29 protein-coding genes and 1 pseudogene are annotated in these 25,572 nt (G+C 62.4%); 21 read left to right on the forward strand and 9 right to left on the reverse strand.

Features of this window, described 5'->3' with window-relative positions; genetic code table 11:
• Nucleotides 1-767: pseudogene (locus B3H86_RS11065) on the forward strand (hypothetical protein); the annotation flags it as partial.
• Between the two features lie 11 nt (nt 768-778).
• A complete protein-coding gene (locus B3H86_RS11070; protein ID WP_292053882.1) occupies nt 779-1,129 on the forward strand; it encodes an RNA-binding S4 domain-containing protein in 351 nt (116 codons plus the stop codon).
• A gap of 66 nt (nt 1,130-1,195) precedes the next feature.
• Here the strand turns inward: B3H86_RS11070 and B3H86_RS11075 are convergent, their stop codons facing one another.
• Entirely contained in the window at nt 1,196-1,813 is a 618-nt protein-coding gene (locus tag B3H86_RS11075) for a YceI family protein (RefSeq protein ID WP_292053884.1), read from the reverse strand.
• A gap of 191 nt (nt 1,814-2,004) precedes the next feature.
• Between B3H86_RS11075 and fdxA the strand changes: the two genes are divergently transcribed.
• Together fdxA and B3H86_RS11085 are read left to right on the forward strand one after the other, a co-directional pair.
• Nucleotides 2,005-2,346, forward strand: coding sequence for a ferredoxin FdxA (gene fdxA / locus B3H86_RS11080; protein ID WP_291538428.1), 342 nt, complete (start codon nt 2,005-2,007; stop codon nt 2,344-2,346).
• A 306-nt stretch (nt 2,347-2,652) separates the two neighbouring features.
• Entirely contained in the window at nt 2,653-3,213 is a 561-nt protein-coding gene (locus B3H86_RS11085; protein ID WP_292053886.1) for a CarD family transcriptional regulator, read from the forward strand.
• 77 nt (nt 3,214-3,290) lie between these two features.
• On the opposite strand, the gene B3H86_RS11090 is transcribed toward B3H86_RS11085, so the two are convergent.
• Complete coding sequence (locus B3H86_RS11090) at nt 3,291-3,851, reverse strand: OmpA family protein (protein WP_409450243.1); 561 nt, start codon at nt 3,849-3,851, stop codon at nt 3,291-3,293.
• A 553-nt stretch (nt 3,852-4,404) separates the two neighbouring features.
• Here B3H86_RS11090 and B3H86_RS11095 point away from each other — a divergent pair.
• The 3 genes from B3H86_RS11095 (at nt 4,405) to B3H86_RS11105 (ending at nt 8,089) form a co-directional block, all read left to right on the forward strand.
• The gene (locus B3H86_RS11095; protein ID WP_292053891.1) at nt 4,405-4,965 is read left to right on the forward strand and encodes a hypothetical protein; all 561 of its coding nucleotides are present in this window, start codon (nt 4,405-4,407) and stop codon (nt 4,963-4,965) included.
• 311 nt (nt 4,966-5,276) lie between these two features.
• Nucleotides 5,277-5,597, forward strand: coding sequence for a hypothetical protein (locus tag B3H86_RS11100; protein WP_292053893.1), 321 nt, complete (start codon nt 5,277-5,279; stop codon nt 5,595-5,597).
• A 119-nt stretch (nt 5,598-5,716) separates the two neighbouring features.
• On the forward strand, nt 5,717-8,089 hold the full coding sequence (locus B3H86_RS11105) for a TonB-dependent receptor (RefSeq protein WP_292053895.1): 2,373 nt from the start codon (nt 5,717-5,719) through the stop codon (nt 8,087-8,089).
• Nucleotides 8,090-8,095: 6 nt separating this feature from the next.
• Here the strand turns inward: B3H86_RS11105 and B3H86_RS11110 are convergent, their stop codons facing one another.
• On the reverse strand, nt 8,096-8,464 hold the full coding sequence (locus B3H86_RS11110; protein WP_312821215.1) for a DUF983 domain-containing protein: 369 nt from the start codon (nt 8,462-8,464) through the stop codon (nt 8,096-8,098).
• Between the two features lie 155 nt (nt 8,465-8,619).
• Between B3H86_RS11110 and B3H86_RS11115 the strand changes: the two genes are divergently transcribed.
• Nucleotides 8,620-11,493: a tetratricopeptide repeat protein gene (locus B3H86_RS11115; RefSeq protein ID WP_292053898.1), complete on the forward strand. Its 2,874-nt coding sequence runs from the start codon at nt 8,620-8,622 to the stop codon at nt 11,491-11,493.
• A gap of 161 nt (nt 11,494-11,654) precedes the next feature.
• Here the strand turns inward: B3H86_RS11115 and B3H86_RS11120 are convergent, their stop codons facing one another.
• The 3 genes from B3H86_RS11120 to B3H86_RS11130 form a co-directional block, all read right to left on the reverse strand.
• The gene (locus tag B3H86_RS11120; RefSeq protein ID WP_242915361.1) at nt 11,655-11,933 is read right to left on the reverse strand and encodes an HU family DNA-binding protein; all 279 of its coding nucleotides are present in this window, start codon (nt 11,931-11,933) and stop codon (nt 11,655-11,657) included.
• Between the two features lie 116 nt (nt 11,934-12,049).
• Complete coding sequence (gene fliP / locus B3H86_RS11125; RefSeq protein ID WP_292053970.1) at nt 12,050-12,838, reverse strand: flagellar type III secretion system pore protein FliP; 789 nt, start codon at nt 12,836-12,838, stop codon at nt 12,050-12,052.
• 14 nt (nt 12,839-12,852) lie between these two features.
• Nucleotides 12,853-13,239: a flagellar biosynthetic protein FliO gene (locus tag B3H86_RS11130; protein ID WP_292053902.1), complete on the reverse strand. Its 387-nt coding sequence runs from the start codon at nt 13,237-13,239 to the stop codon at nt 12,853-12,855.
• A 141-nt stretch (nt 13,240-13,380) separates the two neighbouring features.
• On the opposite strand from B3H86_RS11130, the gene flgB reads away from it, so the two are divergent.
• The 3 genes from flgB to B3H86_RS11145 are packed head-to-tail and all read left to right on the forward strand — an operon-like array spanning nt 13,381 to nt 14,564.
• Nucleotides 13,381-13,788, forward strand: a complete 408-nt coding sequence (gene flgB, locus B3H86_RS11135) for a flagellar basal body rod protein FlgB (protein WP_292053904.1) — start codon at nt 13,381-13,383, stop codon at nt 13,786-13,788.
• A 15-nt stretch (nt 13,789-13,803) separates the two neighbouring features.
• Nucleotides 13,804-14,238, forward strand: coding sequence for a flagellar basal body rod protein FlgC (gene flgC / locus B3H86_RS11140; protein WP_292053906.1), 435 nt, complete (start codon nt 13,804-13,806; stop codon nt 14,236-14,238).
• Between the two features lie 14 nt (nt 14,239-14,252).
• On the forward strand, nt 14,253-14,564 hold the full coding sequence (locus B3H86_RS11145) for a flagellar hook-basal body complex protein FliE (protein WP_292053908.1): 312 nt from the start codon (nt 14,253-14,255) through the stop codon (nt 14,562-14,564).
• Between the two features lie 77 nt (nt 14,565-14,641).
• Here the strand turns inward: B3H86_RS11145 and folE are convergent, their stop codons facing one another.
• Nucleotides 14,642-15,226 carry a GTP cyclohydrolase I FolE gene (gene folE, locus B3H86_RS11150; protein WP_292053911.1) on the reverse strand — a complete coding sequence of 195 codons (585 nt, stop codon included), beginning with the start codon at nt 15,224-15,226 and terminating at the stop codon, nt 14,642-14,644.
• Between the two features lie 143 nt (nt 15,227-15,369).
• On the opposite strand from folE, the gene fliQ reads away from it, so the two are divergent.
• The 4 genes from fliQ (at nt 15,370) to cckA (ending at nt 19,661) form a co-directional block, all read left to right on the forward strand.
• Nucleotides 15,370-15,633, forward strand: a complete 264-nt coding sequence (fliQ, locus tag B3H86_RS11155) for a flagellar biosynthesis protein FliQ (RefSeq protein ID WP_292053913.1) — start codon at nt 15,370-15,372, stop codon at nt 15,631-15,633.
• 7 nt (nt 15,634-15,640) lie between these two features.
• The gene (fliR, locus tag B3H86_RS11160; protein WP_292053914.1) at nt 15,641-16,411 is read left to right on the forward strand and encodes a flagellar biosynthetic protein FliR; all 771 of its coding nucleotides are present in this window, start codon (nt 15,641-15,643) and stop codon (nt 16,409-16,411) included.
• Nucleotides 16,404-17,483, forward strand: coding sequence for a flagellar biosynthesis protein FlhB (flhB, locus tag B3H86_RS11165; RefSeq protein ID WP_292053915.1), 1,080 nt, complete (start codon nt 16,404-16,406; stop codon nt 17,481-17,483). Before fliR ends, flhB begins: the two co-directional genes overlap by 8 nt.
• Nucleotides 17,484-17,588: 105 nt before the next feature.
• On the forward strand, nt 17,589-19,661 hold the full coding sequence (gene cckA / locus B3H86_RS11170) for a cell cycle histidine kinase CckA (RefSeq protein WP_292053916.1): 2,073 nt from the start codon (nt 17,589-17,591) through the stop codon (nt 19,659-19,661).
• A gap of 4 nt (nt 19,662-19,665) precedes the next feature.
• Here cckA and B3H86_RS11175 read toward each other — a convergent pair whose 3' ends face one another.
• A complete protein-coding gene (locus B3H86_RS11175) occupies nt 19,666-19,857 on the reverse strand; it encodes a hypothetical protein (protein WP_292053917.1) in 192 nt (63 codons plus the stop codon).
• A gap of 180 nt (nt 19,858-20,037) precedes the next feature.
• Between B3H86_RS11175 and B3H86_RS11180 the strand changes: the two genes are divergently transcribed.
• From B3H86_RS11180 to B3H86_RS11205, 6 genes are all read left to right on the forward strand, one after another.
• On the forward strand, nt 20,038-20,655 hold the full coding sequence (locus tag B3H86_RS11180; RefSeq protein ID WP_292053918.1) for a superoxide dismutase: 618 nt from the start codon (nt 20,038-20,040) through the stop codon (nt 20,653-20,655).
• Nucleotides 20,656-20,806: 151 nt separating this feature from the next.
• Nucleotides 20,807-23,146 carry a bifunctional diguanylate cyclase/phosphodiesterase gene (locus tag B3H86_RS11185; RefSeq protein ID WP_292053919.1) on the forward strand — a complete coding sequence of 780 codons (2,340 nt, stop codon included), beginning with the start codon at nt 20,807-20,809 and terminating at the stop codon, nt 23,144-23,146.
• Between the two features lie 213 nt (nt 23,147-23,359).
• Complete coding sequence (rpsD, locus tag B3H86_RS11190; protein ID WP_292053920.1) at nt 23,360-23,977, forward strand: 30S ribosomal protein S4; 618 nt, start codon at nt 23,360-23,362, stop codon at nt 23,975-23,977.
• A 245-nt stretch (nt 23,978-24,222) separates the two neighbouring features.
• Nucleotides 24,223-24,543 (forward strand): hypothetical protein, encoded by a 321-nt coding sequence (locus B3H86_RS11195; protein WP_292053921.1) that lies wholly within the window; start codon nt 24,223-24,225, stop codon nt 24,541-24,543.
• 71 nt (nt 24,544-24,614) lie between these two features.
• The gene (locus tag B3H86_RS11200) at nt 24,615-24,740 is read left to right on the forward strand and encodes a hypothetical protein (RefSeq protein WP_292053922.1); all 126 of its coding nucleotides are present in this window, start codon (nt 24,615-24,617) and stop codon (nt 24,738-24,740) included.
• A complete protein-coding gene (locus B3H86_RS11205) occupies nt 24,740-25,114 on the forward strand; it encodes a hypothetical protein (RefSeq protein WP_292053923.1) in 375 nt (124 codons plus the stop codon). The genes B3H86_RS11200 and B3H86_RS11205 overlap by 1 nt, the downstream gene beginning before the upstream one ends.
• A 24-nt stretch (nt 25,115-25,138) precedes the next feature.
• On the opposite strand, the gene B3H86_RS11210 is transcribed toward B3H86_RS11205, so the two are convergent.
• Nucleotides 25,139-25,564, reverse strand: a complete 426-nt coding sequence (locus B3H86_RS11210; RefSeq protein WP_292053924.1) for an acyl-CoA thioesterase — start codon at nt 25,562-25,564, stop codon at nt 25,139-25,141.
• Nucleotides 25,565-25,572 lie beyond the last annotated feature (8 nt).

Here is a 25,572-nt window from a genome sequence, read left to right on the forward strand (position 1 = left end):
CCCTGCGCGGCCCGCGCCGTGACGAGGCGGCGACCGCTGCCGCCCCGGCGGTGGTGGACGAGAACAATCCGTTTGCCGCCCTGATGGCGCTGAAAGCCGCCGAGCCGGAGGCCAAGCCTGCGCCCAAGCCGCGCCGCGAGAAAAAGCCGAAGAAGGCCGCTGCGCCCGCCGTCGAGGGCGAAACGCCGGAAACCAAGGCCGAGGGCGAAGAGGCTTTGAAAAAGAAACGTCGTCGCCGTCGCGGTAAGGGGAAGGGCGAGGCGGTGGCCGCTGAAGGGGCAGAAGCCGGAGTGACCGAGGGCGTTGAGGGTGAAGCATCGGTGGCAGCCGATGGTGAAGCCGCACCAAAGAGAAAGCGCCGCCGTCGCCGCAAAGGCAAGGGTGAGACCAAGCCGGTTGGCGAAGGTGAGGTCATGGCCGAGGGTGTTGACGCGACCGATAGCTCGGAGGCTCCCGCGACTGCCGAAGGCGAAACCGTATCCGATCCGGCCAAGAAAAAACGTCGCCGCCGTCGTGGCCGTAAACCAGCGGGTGCAGTGACGACCGAGGGCGCGGAATCCGCCGAAGCGGGTGATGCTGCTCCTGTCGCAGAGGCAGCGGACGGCGCCGCCGAAGGCGAGGCGAAGAAGAAGCGCCGTCGTCGCTCGCGCAAGCCGAAGACCGCAGGCGAGGCTGTAGTGGAAGCCCAGCACGGCGAACCCGTTGAAGGTCCGGACAAGCCGCCTGCGCCGACCTTGGCTGTGGCGTCGTCAGAAGGCGAAGCCTGAGCGGAGGCGCGATGAGCGAGGATTCAGGCGAAACGTCCGGCCGTATCGACCTATGGCTGTTCCATGCCCGCTTCTTCAAGACGCGGGCGCTGGCGGCTGAAATGGTGTCGAAGAAGAAGATCCACCTGACCCATCAGGGCAAGCAGGTGCGTCTGGACAAGCCCAGCCGCACTGTCCACGTCGGCGACGAGATCATGTTCAGTCTGGGCGGTCGGATCACTCAGGTGAAGGTGCTGGCCATCGGCGAGCGTCGCGGGCCGGCCACCGAGGCGCGGATGCTGTACGAGGACCACTCGCCCGTGGACCAGCCCCAGCGCGTGGCCAAATGGGACGGCGACCGCAGCGGTCGCGGGCATATTTAAGGGCGCAGACCCGATAGCCCGCGCCCATGAAATGCTGGCTGCCATCGGTGGATGGCGGCCATGGGATTACTTCACGAACTCGCCTTCGATGTGCAGTTCGACCTCGTCGCCCAGCATCGGCAGACCATAGGTGATGCCGAAGTCCGAGCGCTTGATCTTGGCCGCGGCGTCGAAACCCGCACGATAGGTACCGCGCATGCTGCCCGCCTGATTGAACTCGACCTCCAGCTTCACCGGCTTGGTGATGCCCTTGATGGTCAGGTCGCCATAGACGTCGGCCTCATCGGGATCATCGGCGTCCACCACAATACGGGTCGAGCGGAAGGTGGCCGTCGGGTGGTTCTCCACATCAAAGAAGTCGGCGTTCAGCAGGTGGCGCTTTAGCGCGTCATCGTTCGGGGCGATGTCGGCAATCGGGATTTCGGCTGTCAGGCTGCTGTTGGCCGGATTGGCCGGATCAAGCTTCAGCTCGGCCTTCACGTTCACGAACTGGCCGATGTAGTCGGAGAAGCCGAGGTGGTTGATTTTCCAGGTGATGCGGCCATGCGAGGAATCAAGCTGGTAATCGCCTGCCTGCACCTCTGCGGGATTGGTGGTGAAGGCGGCCTGTGCCACCACGGCACCTGTGGCCATGAGGGTGACAGCCGAAGCTGCAATCAAAGCCTTACGAAATGTCGTTCGCATCGGAAAACCTCCCTATTCCGGCATGAGGCCGGACTTCAAAATCTACAGTGCCTCAAGGCGCTGGAGCCACACCAGCGATTTTTAGGCCTATGTGACCAAGGTTGAAGCTCGGGTCGGTTGACATCTGCCTGTCTGCGGGGGCATTTGCCCGCCCTCGACCTCAACCAGTTCAGACGGGCCAGTTTGCCGCAATGACCTACATCGTCACCGACGCCTGCGTGAAATGTAAGTTTATGGACTGCGTGGAAGTGTGTCCGGTGGACTGCTTCTATGAAGGTGAGAACTTCCTCGTGATCGCGCCGGATGAATGCATCGACTGCGGCGTGTGCGAGCCGGAATGCCCGGTGGACGCCATTGTGCCGGACACCGAGGACGAGCCGGACGGCAAGTGGCTACAGATCAACGCCGAATACGCAAAGGTCTGGCCCAATATTACCGTCAAGGGCACTCCGCCTGCGGACCGCGAGCAATACGAACGCGAAACGGGCAAATACGAGAAATACTTCAGCCCGAAGCCAGGCAAAGGTTCCTGATTTCGGGGCCATTTTCTGAACACAATTGAGCATTGCACAGCTTTGGCGTTGTGGATGTTTTGAGATTTAGCAATTTTGTGGTAGGTTCCTCCCATTCGAAACGGGTGGTGCCGCAAATATGCACGCCATCCGAGTTTACGACAGAACCCCGCATTTAACGGGGTCGGCCAGAGGTTCGGTGATCCGGTACAGCATCCAATAGATCATCTCAACGTTCTTCCGACGGGGCAGGCCTGACGGAGGAATCGTTTTTGCGTCTGTGAATGCCGTGCGTTTCATCTGCTTTTGGGCCGGGAAAGGAATGTCATGACGAGCAAGTCCGGTCTGGAATTCAAGGTTGGCGATGCCGTGGTCTATCCGGCCCACGGTGTTGGCAAGGTTGCCGCGATCGAAACTCAGGAAGTCGCGGGCATGTCGCTCGAGGTCTATGTCGTGACCTTCGATCATGAAAAAATGACCCTGCGCGTTCCGACCAAGAAAGCCGCATCGGCTGGTCTGCGTACGCTCGCTGCCGACGACACCGTCACAAAGGCACTGACCACCCTCAAGGGCCGTGCACGTGTGAAGCGTACCATGTGGTCGCGTCGCGCTCAGGAATATGAAGCCAAGATCAACTCTGGCGACCTGATCTCCATCGCCGAGGTCGTGCGCGATCTCTACCGCGCCGATACCCAGCCGGAGCAATCCTATTCGGAGCGCCAGCTGTATGAATCGGCCCTGGACCGCATGGCCCGTGAAGTGGCTGCGGCTAACAGCATCGACAAGGACGCGGCGATCGCCCTGCTCTCCAAGTCGCTGGCTGCCAAGAAGCCGGTCGCATCGGCTGCTCCGGCTGTAGAGGCCGAGGACGAAGCCGAAGCCGCCTAAGGCTTGGGATCGAACCACTTAAAAAAAAGGCCCGGACATCATTGTCCGGGCCTTTTTCTTTTGGCGGGCGTCGCGGATTAGGACAGGACGACGATAGCCACGCGGCGGTTCTGGGCGCGGCCTTCGCGGCTGTTGTTCGGTGCGACCGGGTTCGAGGCGCCGTAGGAAATGGTGGACATGCGGTTCAGCGGAATGCCCTGGGTGCTGAGGAAGCGACGGACGGCTTCGGCACGGTTCTGGCCGACACGCTCATTGGTGGCGGCGCTACCCGACGAATCGGTGTGGCCCTGGATTTCCAGATACACATTGCGGTTTTCGGCCTTCAGACGCTGGGCCAGTTCGGCCAGACGCTGCTCGGCTTCCGGCGACAGGGCCGTGGCGTTGTTCGGGAATTTCACCGAGTCATCGGACAGGATGACTTCATAGAGGAATTTGCCCTCTGCCAGCTTGTGGGCGGCGTTGGCGCGTTCCAGAGCCTGGTTGGCGGTGCTTTCGACACCGGTGACACGGTTGTCGACAGCCGATACGCGCTCATCGACAACGGCAATGTTTTCGCGAACGAATTTGTGGCTGGCGCAGCCGGTGGTGACGACGCCCAGCGCCAGAACAGTACCGATGGCAAGGGCCTTGCGGGTCATGAATGACATCCAGTTTGCTCTCTTTTTAGCGACGGAGGTTGCTCCGCCAGATGTGCAAGGTGAACTAATCGTGACACTCGGGGCCGTGTGATGGCCGCAGAAAGGCAGGACTTTGTTACCTTTGCTGGGGTGGAGAACGCGCTGTGAGTAAAATATTTCCTTAGATTTTAACGTTCGCCATTTTGTTGGCATCAGACGATGCCTGATAATGTAAACGCAAATCGTTGGTCGCTGTGGAGATGGCGTGCAAAATCGACTTGGGAAAACAGCTGGATCCAAAAAATTTACAAGCTTGGCTGTATTCCTAAGCTTTGCCATACACCTGGGTGTTGGGACCATTATTTGGCTTATGCAGGATCCATCGTCAGAGGCCGATGAAGGGCCCAGGGTTGTAATGGTCGAGTTGGTAGAGCCGCCCCCCATACCACCCGAGCCAGAACCCGAGCCAGAACCCGAGCCAGAACCCGAGCCTGAACCCGCGCCCACAGGCCCTCCCGCAGAAACGCCCACACCCACGCAGGCCGCCAGAACGGAAGACGCGGCCAAGGCCCCCGTGGTCACATCGAAACCGCAGACCGCACCGCCGCCGCCGATCCATCGCACGATCACGCCCGTGATGCCTACCGAGGTGGTGGCGGTATCCTCTGCGCCGCCCGCTCCGGATATGCGGTTGTTGGGGGCGGGTGAGATGGCCGGTGCCCTTGTGGCCGGCACAGGTGCGGGCGGGGGATCGGGCGATGGCGGATCGGGCGGGGGAGGCAGTGGTGGTTCCGGCACCGGCACGGGATGCAATATGGTGGGCCGTTTGCAGTCCATGGTCCGTCGGGACGCAAGGGTGCAGACTACTGTACGCGAGGCGCAGGCCCGCATGCAGTCGGGCGGGCGTGCCATTGTGATCTGGGATGGCGATTGGGTGCATGCGCTCAATCAGGACGGTCGAGGACTGGCGGGTGTGCGTCAGGCGATTGCCGTCGAGGTAGCCTTTGCGCCGCGTGAGTGCCGGATGGAGCGCGTCAATGGTACGGTCTTGCTGTCATTGGGAGACGACGCCGCTTCTCCCAAGCTGGCCTTTGTTGCCCCCGACTGGCGCTGGGGCGAATTGGCGCTGCGTTAGAAAGCTGACTGATCAACTGTAATATTGCGGCTTGAGGCTGATCGACGCCAAACAACGCCGCTTCAGCCTACACAAATACAGAGTTTTCTGCTGGTAATCGCTGGCGTAACTGTGGTTGCTCTACGCTAGAAACATGAACGCGTTCATAGCTTTCCGCATTTTCGCCACATTGCGGGCATGCTTAATCGTGAGCTAACTTGCTAATATCACAGCGTTATTCACGAAAATGTGGGATCGAAATAGGGCAATGTCGCGTTAGCGTCATGTTCGAGACACCTCTACCGCAAAGTAGAACAGGGAGGGCAGGCGAAATGGCTGAGACCTGGGGAATTGAAGCGGCACGCAATGTTCTTAAGGCGTGGGCCAAGCAGCGCGTTGACAAGGCGACGCGTGAGAATGGCTTGGGCGTCCAGTTTGACGGTGTGGAGGCGTGGCTGTTGGCCCAGTATCCGCAAACGCTGGAAGAAGCCGAGCGCATTCTTGCAATCCTCGAAGCATTCGAAGCCGGTGCTGAGGGAATGGATGTGCTTGCGCGCGCCGGGGGTGAGCATCGACGCGACGGGGCCTCTACCTCACGTGTGAGCCACAGCTTCGCGCCGCGTGCCTACGGTCCTGTGGGCGGTCGCGCCTGAAACAACCTTTTGTGGAAGTTTCCCTAGCGTAAACGCTTGGATTATATCGCGGGTATTTGCTAGATCGGCGCTCTCCGGTCGCCGAATCGTGGCGTCTCATGAAGCGAGCCTCTCCTCCCGTGACGAATATTTCGCGTTTTTGTGCGGCCGGTGCGCCGTGGGTTTTGCTGGCTGCGGCATCGCAGGTCTGGGCCGCAGAGGCCGATGTGCAAGGTCCGACACCGGTTTCCGAAATCGTTGTCACTGCCGAGCGCGGTCGCGATGTCCTGGCGCGCGTCCCGCTCTCGCTGAGCGTGACCGATGCGGCGCTTATGCGTGATCTGGGTCTGAGAGACATCAAGGACCTGCAACTGACGACGCCGGGCCTGCTGACGGCTTCGTCCTCGAACCAGACCTTCACCACGGCCCGCATCCGCGGCGTGGGCACGGTGGGCGACAACCCGGGCGTGGAAAGCGCCGTCGGTGTGATGGTGGACGGCATCTACCGTCCGCGCAACGGTGTGGCGCTGGGCGATCTGGGCGAGGTCGAGCGCGTCGAGGTGCTGAAAGGTCCGCAGCCGACCCTGTTCGGCAAGAACGCCTCGGCGGGTATCATCAATGTGGTGACGGCGGTGCCTTCCTTCGACCCGTCGTTGAGCCTCGAGGGCACCTTTGGCGAGCATGGCACGAAGGGCGGCAGCATCGGTCTGAACGGCCCATTGGTCGATGACCGTCTGGCCGGTCGTCTGTATGTCGCCACGCGCCAGCGCGACGGCTTCTATACGGTCCGGACGGGTGAAGGGCCGCGCACGGCGACCGACGACCAGAACGAAAACTATGATACCGTCCGCGGCCAACTGTTGTGGGCGCCGCGCGAGACGATCAGCGCCCGTCTGAGTGCGGACTATACGGCGCGGGACGAGCGGTGTTGCGTCGGTGTTCAGGTCCTGACCGGACCGACGGCTCCCATTCTGGCTGTGCTTTCCCCGGACGGCGGCGTGATGGCGACGCCGGATCCGGATGCCCGCATCGCCTATTCAAACCGCGACACCAATACCCGCATACGTGATCGCGGCGTCTCCCTGCATGTGGACGCCGATCTGGGGTGGGCACGTCTGGCGTCGGTGACGGCCTATCGCGACTGGCGCGGCGTGATTTCGCAGGACTGGGACTTTACCTCGGCGGACATAGCCTATCGTCCCGATGACGGAAGCTGGTCCAACCGTTTCCGTACCCTGTCGCAGGAGTTCCGCCTGTCGGGCGAGGCGGCGCGTCTGGATTGGAGCGCGGGCCTGTTTCTGGCCGACGAGAAGCTCAGCCGCCGTGACAGCATCCTGTATGGCCGCGACTATGAGGAATATGTCGGACGTCTGCTGACCCGCAATGCGGGCAACCCGCTGGGGCAGGCCGATGGAGTGTCGCAACTGACGGGCCTGCCGTTCGGCGCGAACTTCATCGAGGGTGAAGGCCAGTGGGACGCCTATGGCCAGCGGGCCAAGTCGGCGGCCCTGTTCGGGCAACTGGATTATCATCTGACGGATGCCGTAACGCTCAGTGCAGGCCTGCGGGCGGCGCACGAGAAAAAGACCATGACCGCCGAGTACCGCAACACCGACGGCGGGGCGGCCTGTGCGGCGGCGCTGGCGCGGGGGGTGAGCAACGCCATGCTGTGCCTGCCGTGGTCGAACCCGGCGTTCAACGATTTGAAGCAGTCAGAAAGCCTGACCGACGAGGGCGTGACCGGCATGGTTCGCGCCGAATGGCAGGTCAGTGATCAGGTGCGCCTGTATGGCGGCTGGTCCCGTGGGCGCAAGAACGGCGGCTTCAATCTGGATCGCGGCCAGACCAATCTGGTACCCGATAGCACGCGCGCCTTCCCGTCAGAGCGGGTGGACGCGTTCGAGGTCGGCTCCAAGGCGGTGTTGCTGGACGATACCCTGTTGCTGTCGGTCGCGGCCTTCCGCCAGACCTATGAGAACTTCCAGCTCAACACCTTCCTCGGCACCACCTTCCTTGTGCGCTCCATCCCCGAAGTGCGGGCCAAGGGGGCTGAGGTCGATGCCATCTGGCGTCCGGTGGAGGGTCTGTCGCTGCAGGGGGGCGTGACCTATGCCCAGACCGAATACGGCAATGATCCGATTGCGGGCCTGCCCTTGCTGGCAGGCAAACGGATGAGCTTTGCGCCGTTGTGGTCGGGGGCGCTGTCGGGCACCTATGAGCGCAATGTATGGGGCGACCTGACCGGACGTGTGACCTTGGGCGCGAAATACAGCTCTGCCTACAATACCGGCTCCGACCTTGACCCGATCAAGGTCCAGCCCGCCCACTGGCGCGTCGATGGCCGCATCGCACTGGCGCGTGAAGAAGCGTGGAGCGTCGAGGTCTGGGGCCGGAACCTGTTCGATGAAAACTATCGTCAGGTCGCGTTCGGTGCGCCCTTCCAGACCGGAACACTCGGCGCATTCCTGGGCGAGCCGCGCACTATGGGCGTCACGCTCAGGCTGATGCGCTAGCTGCGGTCAGAACCGCGCTTCGGTGGCCTTGTGCTTGTATTGGGCGCAGGCCATCCAGCCCTTGAACGGACGCAGCAGGCCAAGGCACATCACGACGATCAGCGGGAAGGTGAACGCCATGTGCACCCAGATCGGCGGGTGGATGGTGAACTCGAAGATCATGAAGCCGACCATGCCCAGCGTGCCCATGATGGACATGACGAAGAAGGCCGGACCATCGGCGGTGTCGGCAAAGCTGTAGTCCAGACCGCACTTCGAGCATTTGTCGGTGATGGTCAGGAAGCCTTTGAACAGCGGGCCTTCACCGCAGCGCGGGCAGCGGCAGCGGATGCCCGTAAGGACAGGGTTGAGCGGCGGGTACTGTTCGTCGGACACGGTGTGAATTCCACATTCAGGCGGGCGATGTGCGTCGCCGCACGTGGGTACTGATGTCGGATTTTATCGCTATCAGTTCAAGCGGTCGTTTTGTCCAACCAAGCTTAACCGTCGTTAACGACGAGGAAAGCCCCTTGGGGTGACAATGGGGGGATATGTCCGGGGCCCGTGCGACCAAGCGTGTTTTGAAGACCTCTGCTGCGGCTGCCGCGGCAGGGGTTTTGGTGTTTGCACCACTGGAAATGCCGCTGGCCGTGGCGCAGGCAGGCGATCCCATAGAAATCCGTATCGGCGCGAATGACGCCTTTACCCGCGTCGAGTTCGCGGGCGTCATCGGTCGTCGTGCGCAGGTTCGCCAGCAGGGGCAGCAGGTGATTGTGCGGCTCGGATCGACCGCCGCACCCGATGTCAGCCGCCTGAAGGTCGATCCGCCCAAAGGAATTACCAAGGTCGAGACACGCGCCGTACCGGGCGCGACGGAACTGGTACTGACACTGGCAGACGGGGCGGCTGTCGGTAGCGGCAGTGCGGATGGCTCGGTCTGGGTGAACATCCGGCCCGATGGTCCGGTGGCGCAAACAGGCGCGGCTGCGACCGGATCTGCCACCGTTCCGCTGTCCGTCGTGCACGAGAACGGTCGGGCGCGTCTGACCTTCGGTTTCAAATCTCCGGTCGCGGCGGCTGTGTTCAAACGCGGCAATGCGGTCTGGGCTGTGTTCGACACCAAGGCTGCGGTCCAGATCAAATCGGGCGAAGCCCAGGGTATCCGCTGGGCCGCAGGGCCGGACTATACGGTCGTGCGGATCGAAGTGTCTTCGGCCCAGCCGGTGTCTGCGATCGCCGATGGTTCCAACTGGATCGTTTCCCTGGGCGAGAGCCGCGCGGGTGAAGCGATAGAGATCGTGCGCGATGACGAGGTGAAGGCCAGTCTGGCCGCGCGGATGTCGGGAGCCAGACGCACGATCTGGATCACCGATCCCATGTCGGGCGAGCGTATCGCCACCGTGCCCGCCCTTGGCCCGGTCAAGGGCGTTGCGGTGGGCCGACGCTCGGTTGAGGCCAATATCCTGCCCACGGCCCAGGGCATGGCGGTTGAATCCTATGCCGATGATCTGACGGTACAGGCAGCGGCGGACCGCGTTGTGGTCAGCCGCAGTGGCGGCCTGAAATTGTCCTCGCCCAAGGCGGCATTGGAGGCGGCAGGCGCACCTGCGGTCGATGCGCCACGGGCGGCCCGTTTTCCGGGCCTGGTCCAGACAGGCTGGGCCAACACCGGCACTGTCGGGTTTTCTGTCCGTCACCGTGATCTGCAGCGGGCGGCGCAGGAAGAGATGGGCCGCGCGGTAGACGAGCCGCGCGCGCCGGTCGAGGCGCGTCTGGCCTATGCCCGTTTCCTTGTTGGATCCGGCCTTCACTACGAAGCCATTGGCATTCTGAATGCCCTGATCGAACAGACGCCGGGCATGCTGGGCGTTCCCGAGGTGCGCGGACTGCGCGGGGCGGCCAGGGCCAGTATCGGACGCCTGGAAGAGGCGGAAACCGATTTCACCTCCGGCGCTCTGGCCAATGATCCGGCCAGTCGGGTGTGGCAGGGCTATATCGCCAGCCAGCAGGCCGACTGGGCCACGGCGCGGCGTATGTTTGCGGCGGGCGCCAGCGCGGTTGATGCCTTCCCCGCGGAATGGCGTGCGCGGTTCGGCACAGCCCACGCAATGGCGGCACTGGAAACCGACGACAAGGGCGGAGCCCGCGAACTGCTGAACTATGTGTTCGGACAACCGGCCGTGCCTGCGGTGGATCGTCTGGCTGCGCGTCTGGTTCAGGCCCGCCTGCTGGAAGCCGAAGGGCAGTCGGACAGGGCGATGGCCATCTATACGGCGGCCTCACGCGCGGGCGTTGACAATATCCGCACGACGGCCAAGCTGGGCGTTGTGCGTCTGTCACTGGCCAAGGGCACCCTGACCGCGGACAAGGCGGCCAAGGAGCTGGAACTGCTGAAATGGCGGTGGCGCGGGGATGGCATCGAGCTGGCGGTGATCCAGTCTCTGGGTGAGCTTTATCTGTCGCAAGGGCGTTACCGCGAGGCGCTGACCGCGCTGAAGACGGCGGGCAGCCGGATTACCAGCCTGCCCGGTGGTGCGCGGCTTCAGGAGCAGCTGGATCGCGCGTTCCGTGCCATGTTCCTGGAAGGCGCTGCCGATGGCCTGCAGCCGGTTCAGGCGCTGGCCCTGTTCTTTGACTTCAGAGAGCTGACGCCGGTCGGGGCGGACGGCGATGAAATGGTGCGCCGTCTGGCGCGTCGCCTGATCGACGTGGACCTGCTGGACCAGGCGGCGGAGCTTCTGAAATATCAGGCGGAGAACCGGCTGGACGGTGTGGCCCGGGCGCAGGTGTCGGCCAATCTGGCGGCTGTGTATTTGATGAACCGCCAGCCGGAACCGGCGCTGCAGGCCTTGTGGAGTTCGCGTTCCACCCTGTTGCCCAATGCGGTTGCTGCCGAGCGTCGCGCGCTGGAGGCCCGGGCCCTGATGGAGCTGGGCCGTTTTGACCACGCAATAGAGGTGCTGGGCCGTGATGCGTCTCCGGCAGCCCGTCAGGTGCGTGCTGAGATCCTTTGGAAGCAGGAAAAATGGGGCGATGCGGCGGCTCTGTACGAACAGGGGCTGGGCGAGCGCTACAAGGATGCCGCCATACCCCTGACGGCGGTGGAAGAGACGCATTTGATCCGTGCCGGCGTCGGTTATTCCCTGGCACGCAACGGGGCCGCACTGACGCGTCTGTCCTCGCGCTACAGCGGATTTGCCGAGCGGGCCCGCTCTCCCGGTGCGGTTCGTATCGCGCTGGCCGGTTTGGAAGGGCAGGGCAGCGGCGGTGTGGGTGACTTCGGCAATCTGAGCGCACAGGCCGATGCCTATGCCGGCTGGATCGCCCAGACCAAAGCCGCCTTCCGCGAGCGTACCCAGTCGCAAGCCGAGGGACCGGCCAACGCCGCCGCACGTCCGGCAGCGGCTCCTGCGGCCGCAGGGTAGATCATCCGTTTTTTGGTATTCGGCGGGCTTTGTCGCCTTAACGGCGATGGCGTCGCTGTCTTCGCTTAATGGCCCGTATGCGAAGGGCGGCATCACTGGACATGGCCAGCGGTAGAAATGGAAACGGCGACCCCGTGAGGAGCCGCCGTTGTCCGTAAGGATTAGCTGTTCACAGCGTCCTTGAGCGGCTTCGACACGCGGAAGCGCACGGCCTTCGAGGCCGGGATCTTGATGGTCGCGCCGGTAGCCGGGTTGCGGCCTTCGCGCTCTGCACGCTCGGCGGTGTCGAACACGCCGAGGTTCGAGATGCGCACGTCGCCGCCCGACTTGAGCGACTTGTGGATGTTTTCGACGATGGCGGTCAGCACCTTGCCGGCGTCAGCTTGCGAAACACCTGCGTCCTTGGCGACAGCAGCGATCAGTTCGGCTTGAGTGGTCATGAGGGTCGTTTCCCAAAGTGGTCGCCCGCGAACGTCGGGCGAAGATGAGGGATCAACGACGGTTTCGGGCGATTTGGCAAGCCCCCAAACTGCGCAAAAGCCCACGTGGCGGGGTTTTATCCCCCGCCAGCCGCTCTTTGGAAGCTCTCGACGAGGCTTCCGGCGACCAATCGCCAGCCATCCACGAGCACGAAAAAGATCAGTTTGAACGGCAGCGACACCACCGCTGGCGGAAGCATCATCATACCCATCGACATCAGCACGCTGGCAACGACCAGATCGATCACAAGAAACGGAACGAAAAGAAGAAATCCGATTTCGAAAGCCTTCTTCAATTCACTGATCATGAAGGCCGGGGTGACCACCCTGAGGGGCAGTTCCTGAATGTCGGAAGGGGGCTCGATTTTGGCCAGTCGGGTGAACAGTCCGAGGTCCGCACGGTCCACCTGCGCCAGCATAAAGGATTTTACAGGTTCTGACGCTGCATCGAACGCCTGGGGCAGTTCCATCTGCTGGTCCATCAGCGGACGGACCCCCGAATCATAGGCTTCCTGCCAGGTCGGAGCCATGACGATGGCCGACAGGAACAGCGCCAGCGACACCAGCACGGCATTGGGCGGGGACTGTTGCAGGCCCAGCGCCGTCCGCAGCAGCGACAGCACGACGACAATCCGCACAAAGCTGGTGGTCATGATGACGATGGACGGTGCCAGAGAAAGCACCGTCATCAGGGCGATGAGCTGCACCACCCGTTCCGACAGGCCCGCGCCCGTGCCAAGGTCCACATTGATCGCCGACTGGGCGAAAGAGGCGACAGGCCACGCCATACAGGCCAGCGTCACCAGTGCCGACAGGATGGCCGCGCGCTTCAACTCGGCACCGGTCGGTTTCACGAACAGCTTCATGCGCAGGTCGGCCTTCATAGCTGGTCTCCCAGCGCGCGGGCGCGTGAATAGGGCGATTTCATTCCCGACAGGGCATCGTCCAGACGACCGGTCGCCGCGTCCCCGGCCGTCGCGGCAGGGACAGGCGGATCGACAGGGCCGCGCGGCTCGATCAGTTCGCGCCCCTCGCCCAGAAGTAGCAGGCGCTCTTCCTGATCGACCTTGACCAGAACCAGACGGCGCGACGGATCCAGCATAAGGGTCTCGATGACCTTGAGCCGCCTGTCGCGTCGCGGGGCCGAGCCCTGGAGCTTTGCCATGAGGTCGGGCGCATAGCGGCGCACCACATAGGCCGCCATACCGATAAGGCCCAGTGTGATGGCGAGACCGAATACGGCTCGCAGCAGGTCAATCCAGTTCATCGATTATCCGAGGCCCCCGGCACGCGCCGTTCTTAAGGCCAAGGTTTCTGCCAACGTGGTTAACACGGCTTTAAGATATAGGGACTATTAACCCTGTAGGCGGCAAATTCTGCCGATCGGGAAATATTCGGGGCGAGGGGCATGTCCGTCACTGACCTGTCACTGCTGAACCAGATCAAGGGGCGTCTTGGCTGGCTGGACGATCGCCAGCGCGTGATCGCCCAGAACGTCGCCAACTCGGACACGCCGGGCTATGCCGCGCGCGATCTGAAGGTGCCGACCGACTTCGCCAATGCAATGAACCGCCAGAACGGTGTGCGGATGATGGCCACCAACGCGGCCCATATCGTACCGCCCGGGCAGCCGGTGCGCTTCGACGTCAAGCGCACGCCAGACAGCGAAACGACGCTGGACGGCAATTCGGTCGTGGTCGAAGAACAGATGCTCAAAATGGCCGAGAGCCGCATGGCCTATGATGCGGCCATCGGCTTCTACCAGAAATCCATGTCGATGATCCGTATGGCAGCGCGCCGTCCGGGGCAGGGCTAACGGGAGAGATAAACGATGGCAGATCCGATCAACGGCCGTCCCGCAACCGCTCGTAATCCGGCCATGAGCGTGGCCGCTTCGGCTCTGCGCGCCCAGCAGTCGCGGATGCGTATCATCGCCGAGAACATCGCCAATGCGAACTCGACCTCTCCGGTTGCCGGGGGCGATCCCTACCGTCGCCAGATGCCGGTGTTCCAGGCGCGTGACCTGAATGGCACCACGGGTGTGGTGCTGGCCGATGTCCGTCCCGACCAGAGCGATTTCAAGCTGGAGTACGACCCGTCGCATCCGGCGGCCAATGCCGAGGGTTATGTGCGCCGTCCCAATGTCGATACCCTGGTCGAGGCTATGGACATGCGCGAGGCCCAGCGCGCCTATGAAGCCAACCTCAATGTCATCGAGACGGCCCGCGTGATGGAATCGCGCACCCTCGACATCATCAAGCGTTAAGGGGCCGATAGACCATGAATCCGATGATGGCCGCCCGGCTTTATTCCACCGTTCAAGGTTCGGCATCGCCGACGGTGGCCAAGCCTGAAATGGCTTCACAGGCCAAGGGCGCAGGCTTTGCCGAACTGCTCCAGTCAGTGGTGACCCAGACCGCCGAACAGACCCGCGGTGCCGAGGTGCAGATGGCCCAGAACGTCAACGGCCAGGGTAATCTGATCGACGTCGTCACCTCCATCAGCGCCGCCGAGGCCTCGCTGGAAACGGTTCTGGCCGTGCGCGACCAGGTGATTTCCGCCTATAAGGAAATCATGGCCATGCCGATCTGAGCGGCAGCGATCGAAGCAAGAAAAAGGGCGGCTCCGAGGTTCGGGGCCGCCCTTTTCTTTGGTGGTCTGAGCCGGGCCTAGCGGACCAGGCGCAGGAATTCTTCGCGCGTGCGCGGGTCTTCGCGGACGGTGCCCAGCAGGCAGGAGGTGGTCAGGCTGGAGTGGGGCAGGTTCACGCCGCGCATGGTCATGCACGAATGCTCGGCCTCGATCACCACGCCGACGCCGTGCGGTTTGAGCACGTCCATGATGGCGTGGGCGATTTCCGAGGTCATCTTTTCCTGGATCTGTAGGCGGCGGGCATAGCCCTGGACCACGCGGGCCAGTTTGGAGATGCCGACCACGCGGTCGGTCGGCAGATAGGCGACGTGCGCGCGGCCGATCACCGGCAGCATATGGTGTTCGCAGTGCGAGACGAAACGGATGTCCTTGAGGACGACCAGTTCGTCATATCCGCCGACTTCCTCGAAGGTGCGCAGCAGATATTCCTTGGGATCGACGTCATAGCCTTGGAACAGCTCGCGATACGACTTGGCCACACGTTTGGGCGTGTCCAGAAGGCCCTCGCGGTCGGGATTGTCCCCGGCCCAGCGGATGAGGGTGCGAACGGCGGCTTCGGCCTCTTCCCGGGAGACTTCGGCAGGGTGCTGGTGATCAGTCATGGAGCCTCTTTAGGACAGACCGTGGCGTTTGGGGAGGGTGCATAGGTACGGTTTTACTTATGCGGCGGATCACCTTCGCTGTGTGGTTATCAACTCGTTAACCATAGTGTCGGCATTTATTGCCTAGGTTGACGGAGCGGGTCATGAGTGGCGCGGAAGTACTGGATGTGGGGCGTGATGCCCTGTGGCTGACAATCCAGCTTTGCCTGCCCGCGCTTGTCGTGGCGCTGGTGGTGGGTGTGGCCATCGGTCTGTTCCAGGCCCTGACCCAGATCCAGGAGCAGACTCTGGTCTATGCGCCCAAGATCATTGCCATTTTCGTGACCTTGCTGCTGGCGCTGCCGTTGATGGGCGCGCTGATGGGGGCCTTCATGCGTGACATCGCCGCGCGGATCGCCGGTATCTAGAGAGCGTATGGAGCCCTACGCCACAGTCGAGCAGGTTTGGGCGGGCGGACTTCTGTTCGCGCGGCTGGGTGCCATCGTCATGCTGTTGCCCGGCATTGGCGAGGCCTATGTGCCTGCGCGGGTCCGGCTGTCGCTGGCGCTGGTACTGGCGCTGGCCCTCTATCCGCTTGTGGGACATACGCTGCCGTCGTTGCCGGCCACGATGGGCGCGACGCTTGGGTGGGTACTGCGCGAGCTGATTGTGGGGCTGGCCATTGGGGCGATCCTGCGCATCTTCATGCAGGCCCTGACCACGGCGGGTGAGATCGTCTCACTGCAGACAACGCTCAGCTTCGCCCAGACCGCCAACCCCATGCAGGCCGCGCCGGGTTCGACCCTGTCGGCGTTTCTGGCCTTGCTGGGCGTGACCCTGGTGTTTGCGACCAATACGCACCATTTCTTCATCGGGGCGATCGTCGGCTCCTATGAATTGATCGCGCCCGCCCGCTCGCTGGTGGTCGGCGACTTTACCACTATGGCTGTGCGCACCATGAGCCAGAGCTTCCTGCTGGGGGTACAGCTGGCGGCTCCGGTGCTGGTGTTTGCCGTGGTGTTCAATCTGGCATCGGGGCTGGTGGCCCGCGTGATGCCGGCGTTCCAGGTTTATTTCGCGGCAGCACCGCTGAGTGTGCTGCTGGGGCTCTCGATCTTCGCGCTCAGTCTGGGCGTGATCGGTACGGTGTTCATCAGCCGCTACCAGTCGCTTGTGAGCCAGTTCTCGGGAGGCGCGCTTGGCTGAAGACGCCGACCAGGACTCGAAAACCGAAGAAGCCTCGCCGCGAAAACTTCAGGAAGCGCGCAGGAAAGGTGATTTCGCCCGTTCGCCCGATGTGGCGACAACGCTGGCACTGGGCGGTGCGGCTGCGGTCCTGATGTTTGGCGGTGCCTATTTCAGCCAACAGATCGCCGCCGATCTGCTGCCCTTCATCGAGCGTCCGCACACCATGCTGGGCGGGCTAGATGCCGGTGCGGGAATGGAACTGGCGATGACGGCCATTCTGTCGGTAGCGCCGTTCCTGATGTCTTTGATGCTGGCGGTTATCGTAGGCAGCGTGTTTGGCAATGTGGCCCAGTCGCAGGGCTTTATCCTGACCACGGAAAAGCTGAAGCCAAAGCTGTCAGCCATCAGTCCGCTGTCGGGCTTCAAACGGATTTTTGGACCGGACGGACTGGTCCAGTTCCTCAAGACCTTCCTCAAGCTGGTGGCCATCGGCTGCGTGTGCTGGTGGGTGCTGAAGCCCCATGTGCGCGAGGTCGAAAACCTGGCGGCGATGAGCCCGATGGCCATACTGCCCTATGCGAAAGACCTGGCTTTCCGGCTGTTTCTGTCGGCGCTGATCTTTCTGGGGGCGACGGCCGGTGCGGACTACATCTGGCAGCGGATGCGCTTTGCCAAGCGGATGCGCATGACCAAGCAGGAAGCCAAGGACGACTACAAGCAGTCCGAGGGTGATCCGCACGTCAAGGCACGGCTCCGCCAGCTTCGCATGCAACGCAGCCGCCAGCGCATGATGCAGGCTGTGCCGACGGCCACCGTCATCGTCACCAACCCGACCCACTATTCGGTCGCCCTGCGCTACAATCCCGATGACGGCGATCCCGCGCCGGTGTGCGTGGCCAAGGGTGTGGACGCTATGGCACTGCGCATCCGCGAGGTGGCCAAGGAGCATGATGTTCCGATTGTCGAGAATGTGCCCCTGGCCCGCGCCCTCTATGCGACTGTCGAGGTCGATGACATCATCCCGCGCGAGCATTTCGAGGCTGCGGCCAAGGTCATCGGCTTTGTGATGCAGAAGGGCAAGGGGCGCTGACCGTTCCGGCCATTCCGAGATAAGGCGTCCTGTTTCGGGACAGGATCAGGTTAAGCTTTCGTGGCCTATTCTAAGGCCCGATTGATTCGCTGAAGGCGAGGCGAGATGACTGTTTCCACTCCGCAGGCTCGGCAGAAGACGCGACGGGTCCAATCCGTGCGTATTGATCCGCTGCTGGTCCTGATGGCTGTCGGGTTCACCCTGACGGTGGCGGCAATCGCCTATCCCGCATTCCGTTTCAACGCCCTGAGCGCGCCCAGCCTGATACTGGTCATGACGGCCGGTGCGATTGCCTCCATCGGACTGATGGTGTTCGGGCGCGGGGAAGCCCAGCGCCCCCTGGGCGACACTGCCGTAGACATGCTGGACGCGATGGCCGAACCGGCGGCGCTGGTCTGGGAGTCGGGTCAGGTCCTTGCCTACAACGCGGCATGGGCCGAGGAGAATGGCGACCTGATCCACCTGCCGCGTGGCAAGTCGGGAAGGGCGCTGTACATGGCCTTCGCCCAGGCACGCGAAGGCGATCAGGGGCGCGCTATCGTCCAGATCGGCAGCCGCGAGAAGGAAGTCCTGATCGGACTGGCCGGGCAGGGGCGCTATCTGGTCCGGGCGGCACCCGAGGCGGCATTGCCGATCTCGTCAACGCCTCAGCTGGCCACGCCCGTGGCCAGCGCGGTGGGCGAACTGCGTGCGATGGCAGCGGGGGCTCCCTTCGGATCGGGCGTCATACGCGGGGATGACCTGTTCGCGGGTCGGGTGAGCGATGCCAACGCGGCACTGGCGGTGCTGACGGGGCCTGCGGCGTCGGGCGATGCTGCCTTCGGCCATCTGTTCGATGCGGCCGGTCTGGCCGAGGCGCGTGCGAAGCTGGAGGCAGGGTCTTCTGGCCCGATCGAACTGGTTGCCCGTGCCCACCCCGATCGCAGCCTTCACCTGTATGTCGCGCCCGAGGGGGATGGCCGCCGTATCTGGCTGTTCGACGTGACGGGCCAGAAGTCGATGGAGCTGCAACTGTCGCAGGCCCAGAAGATGCAGGCCGTGGGTCAGCTGGCGGGCGGTGTGGCGCACGACTTCAACAACCTGCTGACCGCGATCCAGCTTCAGCTGTCGGGCCTGCTGGAACGCCATCCGGTCGGTGATCCGTCCTATGAGGGGCTGAACGAAATCCGCCAGACCGCCATTCGCGCCGCCGATCTGGTGCGCAAGCTGCTGGCTTTCTCGCGTAAATCTACGGTTCGACGCGAGCGGCTGGATCTGGGCGAGCTGGTGGGTGAATTCGCGGTTCTGCTGCGTCGTCTGCTGCGCGAGGATGTGCGGCTGGAAACCGATTACGGGCGTGATCTGCCGCTGGTGCTGGCCGACAAGTCGCAGCTGGAAACGGCTGTCATGAACCTTGCGGTCAATGCCCGCGACGCCATGCGGGGCGTGGTCGAGCCGGGCGCGGGAGTGGTCACCATCCGCACGCGCCGTCTGGCCCAGAAACATGCGCGTGAACTGGGCTGGCGCGATGCCCCCGAAGAGGTGGCGCTCATCGAGGTCGCCGATACGGGGCCGGGTGTGCCGCCTGAACTCCTGGACAAGATTTTCGAGCCCTTCTTCACCACCAAGGCGGTGAACGAGGGCACCGGCATGGGTCTGGCGACCGTCTACGGCATCGTCCAACAGGCAGGTGGCCATATCACCGTCACCAATATCGAAGGTGCGGGCGCGGCGTTCCGGATCTTCCTGCCTGCGGCATCGGCCGAGGAACTGGTCGAGGTTCCGGTGGTCGAAAAGACGGTGAAGGCCCCGCGCGACCTGTCCGGTGCCGGTCGTATACTGTTTGTCGAGGACGAGGCGGCCGTTCGCGGCATTGCCGCCCGCCTGCTGCGTCAGCGCGGCTATGAGGTGATCGAGGCGGCTGACGGTGAAGAGGCGCTGGAGCTGGCCGAGGAATGGGCGGGTCAGATCGACATGCTGATTTCCGACGTCATCATGCCGGGGCTGGACGGCCCGTCGCTGCTGCGCAAGGCGCGTCAGTTCATCGGAGATGTGCCCGTGCTGTTCATCTCGGGCTATGCCGAGAGCGACTTCTCTGACCTGCTTCAGGACGAGGTGGGCGTCAGCTTCCTGCCCAAACCGCTGGACATCAAATCACTGGCCGAACGGGTGAAGCAGGAACTGCACGCAGAAGGCTGACGTCCTAGACGCTGATCTCGAAACGCCAGTCGTCGATGCCGCTGTTAGAATTGCGTTCGCGGGCTTGCGCGTAAAAGAAGTCGGCCATCTCGAAGATCTGCAGACGCGTCATGCGCCGCATGACCGGCGCAAGCTGATCTTTCATAAAGGCCACCTGGTCATCGCTGATGGGAGTCGACGGGTCGTAATCTGCCATAGGTTGGGCCGGTTCTGTGCGGTTTCAACCTTGAGAAACGTCGCTATCCGGAAAGGTGTTCCCTCGATTGGGGAAATCCCGAGAAAAATCACTTCAATTTACCGAAGGGGGTTGGGTTCGGCGCGACGTGCCTTAGATAGTAGGCAGGATTTTGAAACACCCATTTGATGGAGTCTCCTGATGGCTTTTACCCTTCCGCCTCTCCCCTACGCCTATGACGCTCTGGAACCGGCCATCGACAAGGAGACGATGACCTTCCACCACGACAAGCACCACCAGACCTATGTCGACAACCTGAACAAGGCAGTGGACGCTGACGAGAGCCTGCAGGGCAAGTCGCTGGAAGAGCTGTTCGCCAACATGTCGAAGCTGCCGAAGGCTGTCCGCAACAACGGTGGCGGCCACTGGAACCACGCCCTGTTCTGGGAACTGCTGGCTCCGGCCGACAAGACTGGCGAGCCGTCGGCTGAACTGGCCAAGGCCATCGAGTCCGACCTGGGCGGCATGGACAAGTTCAAGGAAGACTTCAACGCCGCCGGCGCCGGCCAGTTCGGCTCGGGCTGGGCCTGGCTGATCGTCCAGGACGGCAAGCTGAAAGTCACCTCGACCCCGAACCAGGACAACCCGCTGATGGACGTCGCCGATGAAAAGGGCGCTGTCGTCCTGGGTGCCGACGTGTGGGAACATGCCTATTACCTGAAATACCAGAACCGCCGCGCCGACTATCTGAAGTCGTTCTGGACGGTGGTGAACTGGAACAAGGTCAACGAACTCTATGCCGCGGCCATCAAGGGCTAAGGCATAAGGATTTCCTGATTTTTCAGGGGATAGTTGCGGGGAGTCGGTTATTCCGGCTCCCTGTTTCATTTTAAGGGACTGTTATCCCTATGCGTTTGGACGCTAGTTACGCCTGAGGAGCCAGAACAGGCTCCCGTTTTTGAGGCGTAGTATGCGCATACTGACTTGTGTGGTCGAAGACCACAATCTCCTGCTGGTCGCACTGGCGGCTGCGGTCTGTGTTATCGGCGCAGGCATAACCATGAGCCTGTTTCGCAAAATGCGCGGAACCAGAGGCTTGATGCGGGCGACCTGGCTGGTGACAGGCGCAGGTGCCGGTGGCGCGGCGATCTGGTGCACCCACTTCATCGCCATGCTGGCATGGACGCCATCGCTGGCCACAAGCTTCGAGCCAAGCTTTACCGCCGGTTCCCTGGTCATCGCATTGATCGGCTGCTCCGTGGCTTTGGGGGTCGGCTCGGGGCGCGGAATCGTGGCCAAGCTGTGTGGCGGCGGCCTGTTCGGTATAACCGTATCGGTCATGCACTATCTGGGCATGTTGGGTCTGGAGAACCGCGCCTTCGTGCTGTTCGACCCGGTCTATGTGACAGTGTCGATCGTGCTGGCTGTCGCCTTGGGTATGGCGGCCTTTTACCTGGGCGGCATCCGTGATCTTCCAAGGGCGCGTATCTACAGCAGCCTTGTTCTGGTGCTGGCCATCGTCAGCCTGCATTTTACCGGCATGGCTGCGGTGTCTGTGCTGCCTCTGGACGGGGCGGCCGATGCGACCGGTGTCAGCCATAGCCTGATGGCTTTTGGCGTCGCCGGGGTGGGACTGCTGTTGCTGGGCTCGGCCTTGGCCACCTATGCCTTGCAGGAACAGTCCCAGAAGCGCGAGCAGCGCCGACTGAAAGCCCTGATCGACGGCACGGCCGATGGCATGGTTGTCGAGATCGAGGGCAAGATCTTCATGGCCAATGAAGCCTTTGTTGCCCTGTGCGGTCTTTATTCCGCCGATCTGCGCGGTAGCCCGATCGCCCGCTGGATCGAGGACGCCGATGCCATGACGGGTCAGAGCGTTTTCCAAAGCCAACTGCAGAGCGTGGACGGCGAGATTGTTCCGGTCGAGGTGACTGTACGTCACGAGCGCGGCGAAAGCGGTACCGACGTGCGCTTGTTCGCTGTACGCGACCTTCGCCGCCGTCTGGAACAGGAGCGTCGGATTGCGTTTCTGGCCCGAAACGACAGCCTGACGGGGATGCCAAACCGCGCCTCCTTCCTCGAGAAGATGGCGCGTATGTCCCAGCTGTTGGGCGGGGGCGGTCGCTTCGCCCTGCTGGCGATCGACCTGGATCGCTTCAAGGATGTGAACGATCTCTATGGTCATGCGGTCGGTGACCAGTTGCTGGTGCATATCGCCAACAATCTGCGTGCCACGGCCCAAGAAGGTGAGTTTCTGGCCCGCCTCGGCGGTGACGAGTTCGTGGGTCTGGTGCCGCTGAAACCGGATATGGACGAGGCCGATATCCGTGCCGTGGCCATGCGCTGGATCGAGGCGATGGAACGCCCCATGCAGAGCGAGCATACCGATGTCGGCTGCGGGGCCTCTGTCGGTATCGCGGTGTGGCCGCAGGATGCAGAGGATACCTCCATCCTGATCAACAATGCCGATCTGGCCATGTATCGGGCAAAAGCCTCGGTGACAGACAAGGTGTGCTTCTACGAAAAGGCGATGGACGAGGCCGTGCGCCAGCGCCGCCGCGTGACGCAGGGGCTGCGCGAGGCGCTGGAGCAGGACCAGTTCCAGATCTATTACCAACCCCAGGTCAGCGTCGTGGATGGCAGTGTGACGGGCTATGAGGCCCTGTTGCGCTGGCCGCAGCCTGATGGCTCGTTTGTGCCGCCTGACCGGTTCATTCCCATTGCCGAGGATACGGGCCTGATCTTGCCGATTGGCGAGTGGGTGTTGCGACGGGCCTGTCAGGAAGCTGTGTACTGGGACAAGCCGCTGCGTCTGGCGGTAAACCTCTCGCCGGTTCAGTTGACCCACAGCGATCTGCCCCGGCTGGTGCATCAAATCCTTATCGATACCGGCCTGCCGCCGTCACGGCTGGAGTTGGAAATCACCGAGACAGCCATGATATCTGATATGACCCGCTCGACCCATATCCTGCGCCAGATCAAGGCGCTGGGGGTATCCATCGCTATGGATGACTTCGGGACCGGTTATTCCTCCCTGTCGACCCTGCGGGCGTTTCCGTTCGACAAGATCAAGCTGGATCGCGCCTTCATGAGCGAGCTGGAGGGCAGCCCGCAGTCACGCGCCATTATTCGCGCCGTGCTGACCATAGGCGAGAGCCTGAACATTCCGGTTCTGGCCGAGGGGGTGGAAACTGTCGACCAGCTGAGCTTCCTGAGGGAGCAGGGCTGTGACGAGGTGCAGGGCTATCTGCTGGGGCGGCCGATGCGCGAGCTTGTCGAACCCGATACGGATATGGCGAAAGCGAGTTGATACGCAGCGGACCGGCGGGGGCAGGCATCTGCCTCATGATCGTTAGAACGCCCGTAAAGATTGACTCCGGCGGGGTTCGCGGCCATAAGCGCGCCCTTCACATCACGGGTTTGCGCCCGAGGTGCGTTCAAACACGGACGATGCGTGAACCGCCGTTGAGATCGTCACTCCAATAGGGGAGGGACCGGGCCGCGTCATATAAGAGAGTAGACTATGTCCAAGCGTCATAGCGCCAAGTACAAAATCGACCGCGCCATGGGTGAAAACCTGTGGGGCCGCGCCAAATCGCCGGTCAACAAGCGTTCGTACGGCCCGGGCCAACACGGCCAGCGTCGTAAGTCGAAGGTTTCGGACTTCGGTCTGCAACTGAAGGCCAAGCAAAAGCTCAAGGGTTACTACGGCAACATCACCGAGAAGCAATTCTCGGCGATCTATGCTGAAGCCAACCGTCGCAAGGGCAACACCTCGGAAAACCTGATCGGTCTGCTGGAATCGCGTCTGGACGCCATCGTCTACCGCGCCAAATTCGTTCCGACCGTTTGGGCTGCCCGTCAGTTCGTCTCGCACGGCCACGTCACCGTCAACGGCAAGAAGGTCGATATCGCTTCTTACCGCGTGAAGGTCGGCGACGTCGTCGAGGTCAAGGAAAAGTCGCGCAACATGGCTCTGGTGCTGGAAGCCCAGCAATCGGCCGAGCGTGATATCCCGGACTACCTGGAACAAGGTGATCGCGGTTTCTCGATCCGTTACGTGCGCGTGCCGGAACTGGCCGACGTACCGTACCCGGTCAAGATGGAACCGAACCTGATCGTCGAATACTACTCCTCGTAATATTCGTGTCTGTCCGCCTCGCCGGACAGAGATCGGAAATGGAAAAGGCCTCGCTTCGGCGGGGCCTTTTTTATTGCAAAGGTTTAATATCGAACAGTGTTCACATTCGGGGTGGTATCGGGCATGTTCCGCCCCGTGAAATCATCAAGTGTCGGGAGGGGAAGATGGTCCGAACACTGATCCGTACTTCGCGCCTGCTTTCGGTGCTGGTGATGCCTGCGGCTATGGCATAGGCCTGTGCGCCCATGATAGCGCCACAGGGCCCCAGCGAGCCGCTGGGTGTGGTCGAGCCTGTCTATGGCGCGGCTGTCGCCGGTGACGTGGCTGTGGTCCGCGTCAGCACGAATGGTTGTACCCGCAAGTCCGACCTGACACCGCATCTGTCGCGGGGGGCGGGCAAGGCCATACTGACGGTTCGCCGTACACAGGCGGACACCTGCAACCAACCCGCTCAACTGTCCTTGCAGTGGACATTCGAAGAACTGGGTCTGGAACCGGGAGCGATGCTGCAGGTCGCCAATCCGGTGGTGGTCCGATACGAATACAGCGTTGGCGGACAACGCTAATTTAAAAGATAATTCACATGTAAAACGGCAGCGGAACTGCCATCGTATCCTTGAAAACAACGAGGGTACATATGAACAAGCGCATTCTTTCGGTAATGGCGGTCGTGGCAGCGGCTTCTGTTTTGTCCGGCTGTATAATCGTTGCTGGCGGTGATCGCGTTGTGCACGACGCCACCACCATCGAAAGCGCGAAATAATGCGTGGGAAGTTCCTGGCCGTTGCCGCTTTGGCAATCGCTTCGGCAGGACTGTCGGGCTGTTTGATCATTGCGGATGGTAACAGCACCAAGAACAGCAATGTCGTGACGGTCACGCGCGGTACGCCGATGGGTCCGTACCTGCGGGCCTTCTCCGCCGACGGCAGCAATGTGCACGCGACCATCGTCACCAACTGTACCCGGCGCGCGGACTTCGAGGTGGTGCTGCGTGACGGTGAAACCCTTACCATCCGCCAGCACAAGGATGCTGTCTGTGAGGGGACGCAACGTGATCTGGCGGTGAGCTGGACCTATGAGGTGCTGGCTCTGCCGGCACAGAGCGCCATGCGTGTCACCAATGCGGTGGCTTTCTAGAGCCGCCAGCCAGTCTGTGCAGGCCTAGGTCGAAAACGGAGCCAGCATTTCAGCCTGGATACGGTGGGGGCGCAGCGTGCTGGCCTCCACCAGACACCATTCGGAGATGCCCTGTGCGTAGACCTTGCCGCTTTCGTCCTCGATGCGGACATAGCGGGCAAAGCGCGGGCCTTGCGGATCGCCGACCCAGGTGCGCGCCTTGATACCGGTTGCGCCCGGCATGATGCCACGGAAATAGTCGATCTCGTGACGCAGGGCGACCCACGACCATTTGGTGCGGGTCTGTTCATCGAAGCGGGCGTTCCAGTGGGCGGTGCCGACATCCTGCAACCAGCCCACATAGACGACATTGTTGACGTGGCCGTTCTCGTCGATGTGCTCCGGTTTGATTTCCAGCGGCACAACGAAGATTTCGCGGTCTTCGCGCGGTTCGAGAACAGCCCTCGCCATCAGTTCAT

This window comes from Brevundimonas sp. UBA5866, assembly GCF_002432125.1.
GTDB lineage: Bacteria > Pseudomonadota > Alphaproteobacteria > Caulobacterales > Caulobacteraceae > Brevundimonas.

Coding starts and splice junctions, on each gene's coding strand:
- fdxA (WP_291538428.1), top strand. CDS start 2,005: ATGACCTACATCGTCACCGACGCCTGCGTGAAATGTAAGTTTATGGAC.
- flgB (WP_292053904.1), top strand. CDS start 13,381: ATGTCCGTCACTGACCTGTCACTGCTGAACCAGATCAAGGGGCGTCTT.
- B3H86_RS11195 (WP_292053921.1), top strand. CDS start 24,223: ATGATAGCGCCACAGGGCCCCAGCGAGCCGCTGGGTGTGGTCGAGCCT.
- B3H86_RS11205 (WP_292053923.1), top strand. CDS start 24,740: ATGCGTGGGAAGTTCCTGGCCGTTGCCGCTTTGGCAATCGCTTCGGCA.
- B3H86_RS11145 (WP_292053908.1), top strand. CDS start 14,253: ATGAATCCGATGATGGCCGCCCGGCTTTATTCCACCGTTCAAGGTTCG.
- fliQ (WP_292053913.1), top strand. CDS start 15,370: ATGAGTGGCGCGGAAGTACTGGATGTGGGGCGTGATGCCCTGTGGCTG.
- cckA (WP_292053916.1), top strand. CDS start 17,589: ATGACTGTTTCCACTCCGCAGGCTCGGCAGAAGACGCGACGGGTCCAA.
- B3H86_RS11070 (WP_292053882.1), top strand. CDS start 779: ATGAGCGAGGATTCAGGCGAAACGTCCGGCCGTATCGACCTATGGCTG.
- B3H86_RS11130 (WP_292053902.1), bottom strand. CDS start 13,239: ATGAACTGGATTGACCTGCTGCGAGCCGTATTCGGTCTCGCCATCACA.
- B3H86_RS11115 (WP_292053898.1), top strand. CDS start 8,620: ATGTCCGGGGCCCGTGCGACCAAGCGTGTTTTGAAGACCTCTGCTGCG.
- B3H86_RS11180 (WP_292053918.1), top strand. CDS start 20,038: ATGGCTTTTACCCTTCCGCCTCTCCCCTACGCCTATGACGCTCTGGAA.
- folE (WP_292053911.1), bottom strand. CDS start 15,226: ATGACTGATCACCAGCACCCTGCCGAAGTCTCCCGGGAAGAGGCCGAA.
- fliR (WP_292053914.1), top strand. CDS start 15,641: ATGGAGCCCTACGCCACAGTCGAGCAGGTTTGGGCGGGCGGACTTCTG.
- B3H86_RS11120 (WP_242915361.1), bottom strand. CDS start 11,933: ATGACCACTCAAGCCGAACTGATCGCTGCTGTCGCCAAGGACGCAGGT.
- B3H86_RS11210 (WP_292053924.1), bottom strand. CDS start 25,564: ATGGCGAGGGCTGTTCTCGAACCGCGCGAAGACCGCGAAATCTTCGTT.
- B3H86_RS11075 (WP_292053884.1), bottom strand. CDS start 1,813: ATGCGAACGACATTTCGTAAGGCTTTGATTGCAGCTTCGGCTGTCACC.
- B3H86_RS11200 (WP_292053922.1), top strand. CDS start 24,615: ATGAACAAGCGCATTCTTTCGGTAATGGCGGTCGTGGCAGCGGCTTCT.
- B3H86_RS11175 (WP_292053917.1), bottom strand. CDS start 19,857: ATGGCAGATTACGACCCGTCGACTCCCATCAGCGATGACCAGGTGGCC.
- B3H86_RS11090 (WP_409450243.1), bottom strand. CDS start 3,851: ATGACCCGCAAGGCCCTTGCCATCGGTACTGTTCTGGCGCTGGGCGTC.
- B3H86_RS11185 (WP_292053919.1), top strand. CDS start 20,807: ATGCGCATACTGACTTGTGTGGTCGAAGACCACAATCTCCTGCTGGTC.
- B3H86_RS11100 (WP_292053893.1), top strand. CDS start 5,277: ATGGCTGAGACCTGGGGAATTGAAGCGGCACGCAATGTTCTTAAGGCG.
- rpsD (WP_292053920.1), top strand. CDS start 23,360: ATGTCCAAGCGTCATAGCGCCAAGTACAAAATCGACCGCGCCATGGGT.
- B3H86_RS11085 (WP_292053886.1), top strand. CDS start 2,653: ATGACGAGCAAGTCCGGTCTGGAATTCAAGGTTGGCGATGCCGTGGTC.
- flgC (WP_292053906.1), top strand. CDS start 13,804: ATGGCAGATCCGATCAACGGCCGTCCCGCAACCGCTCGTAATCCGGCC.
- fliP (WP_292053970.1), bottom strand. CDS start 12,838: ATGAAGCTGTTCGTGAAACCGACCGGTGCCGAGTTGAAGCGCGCGGCC.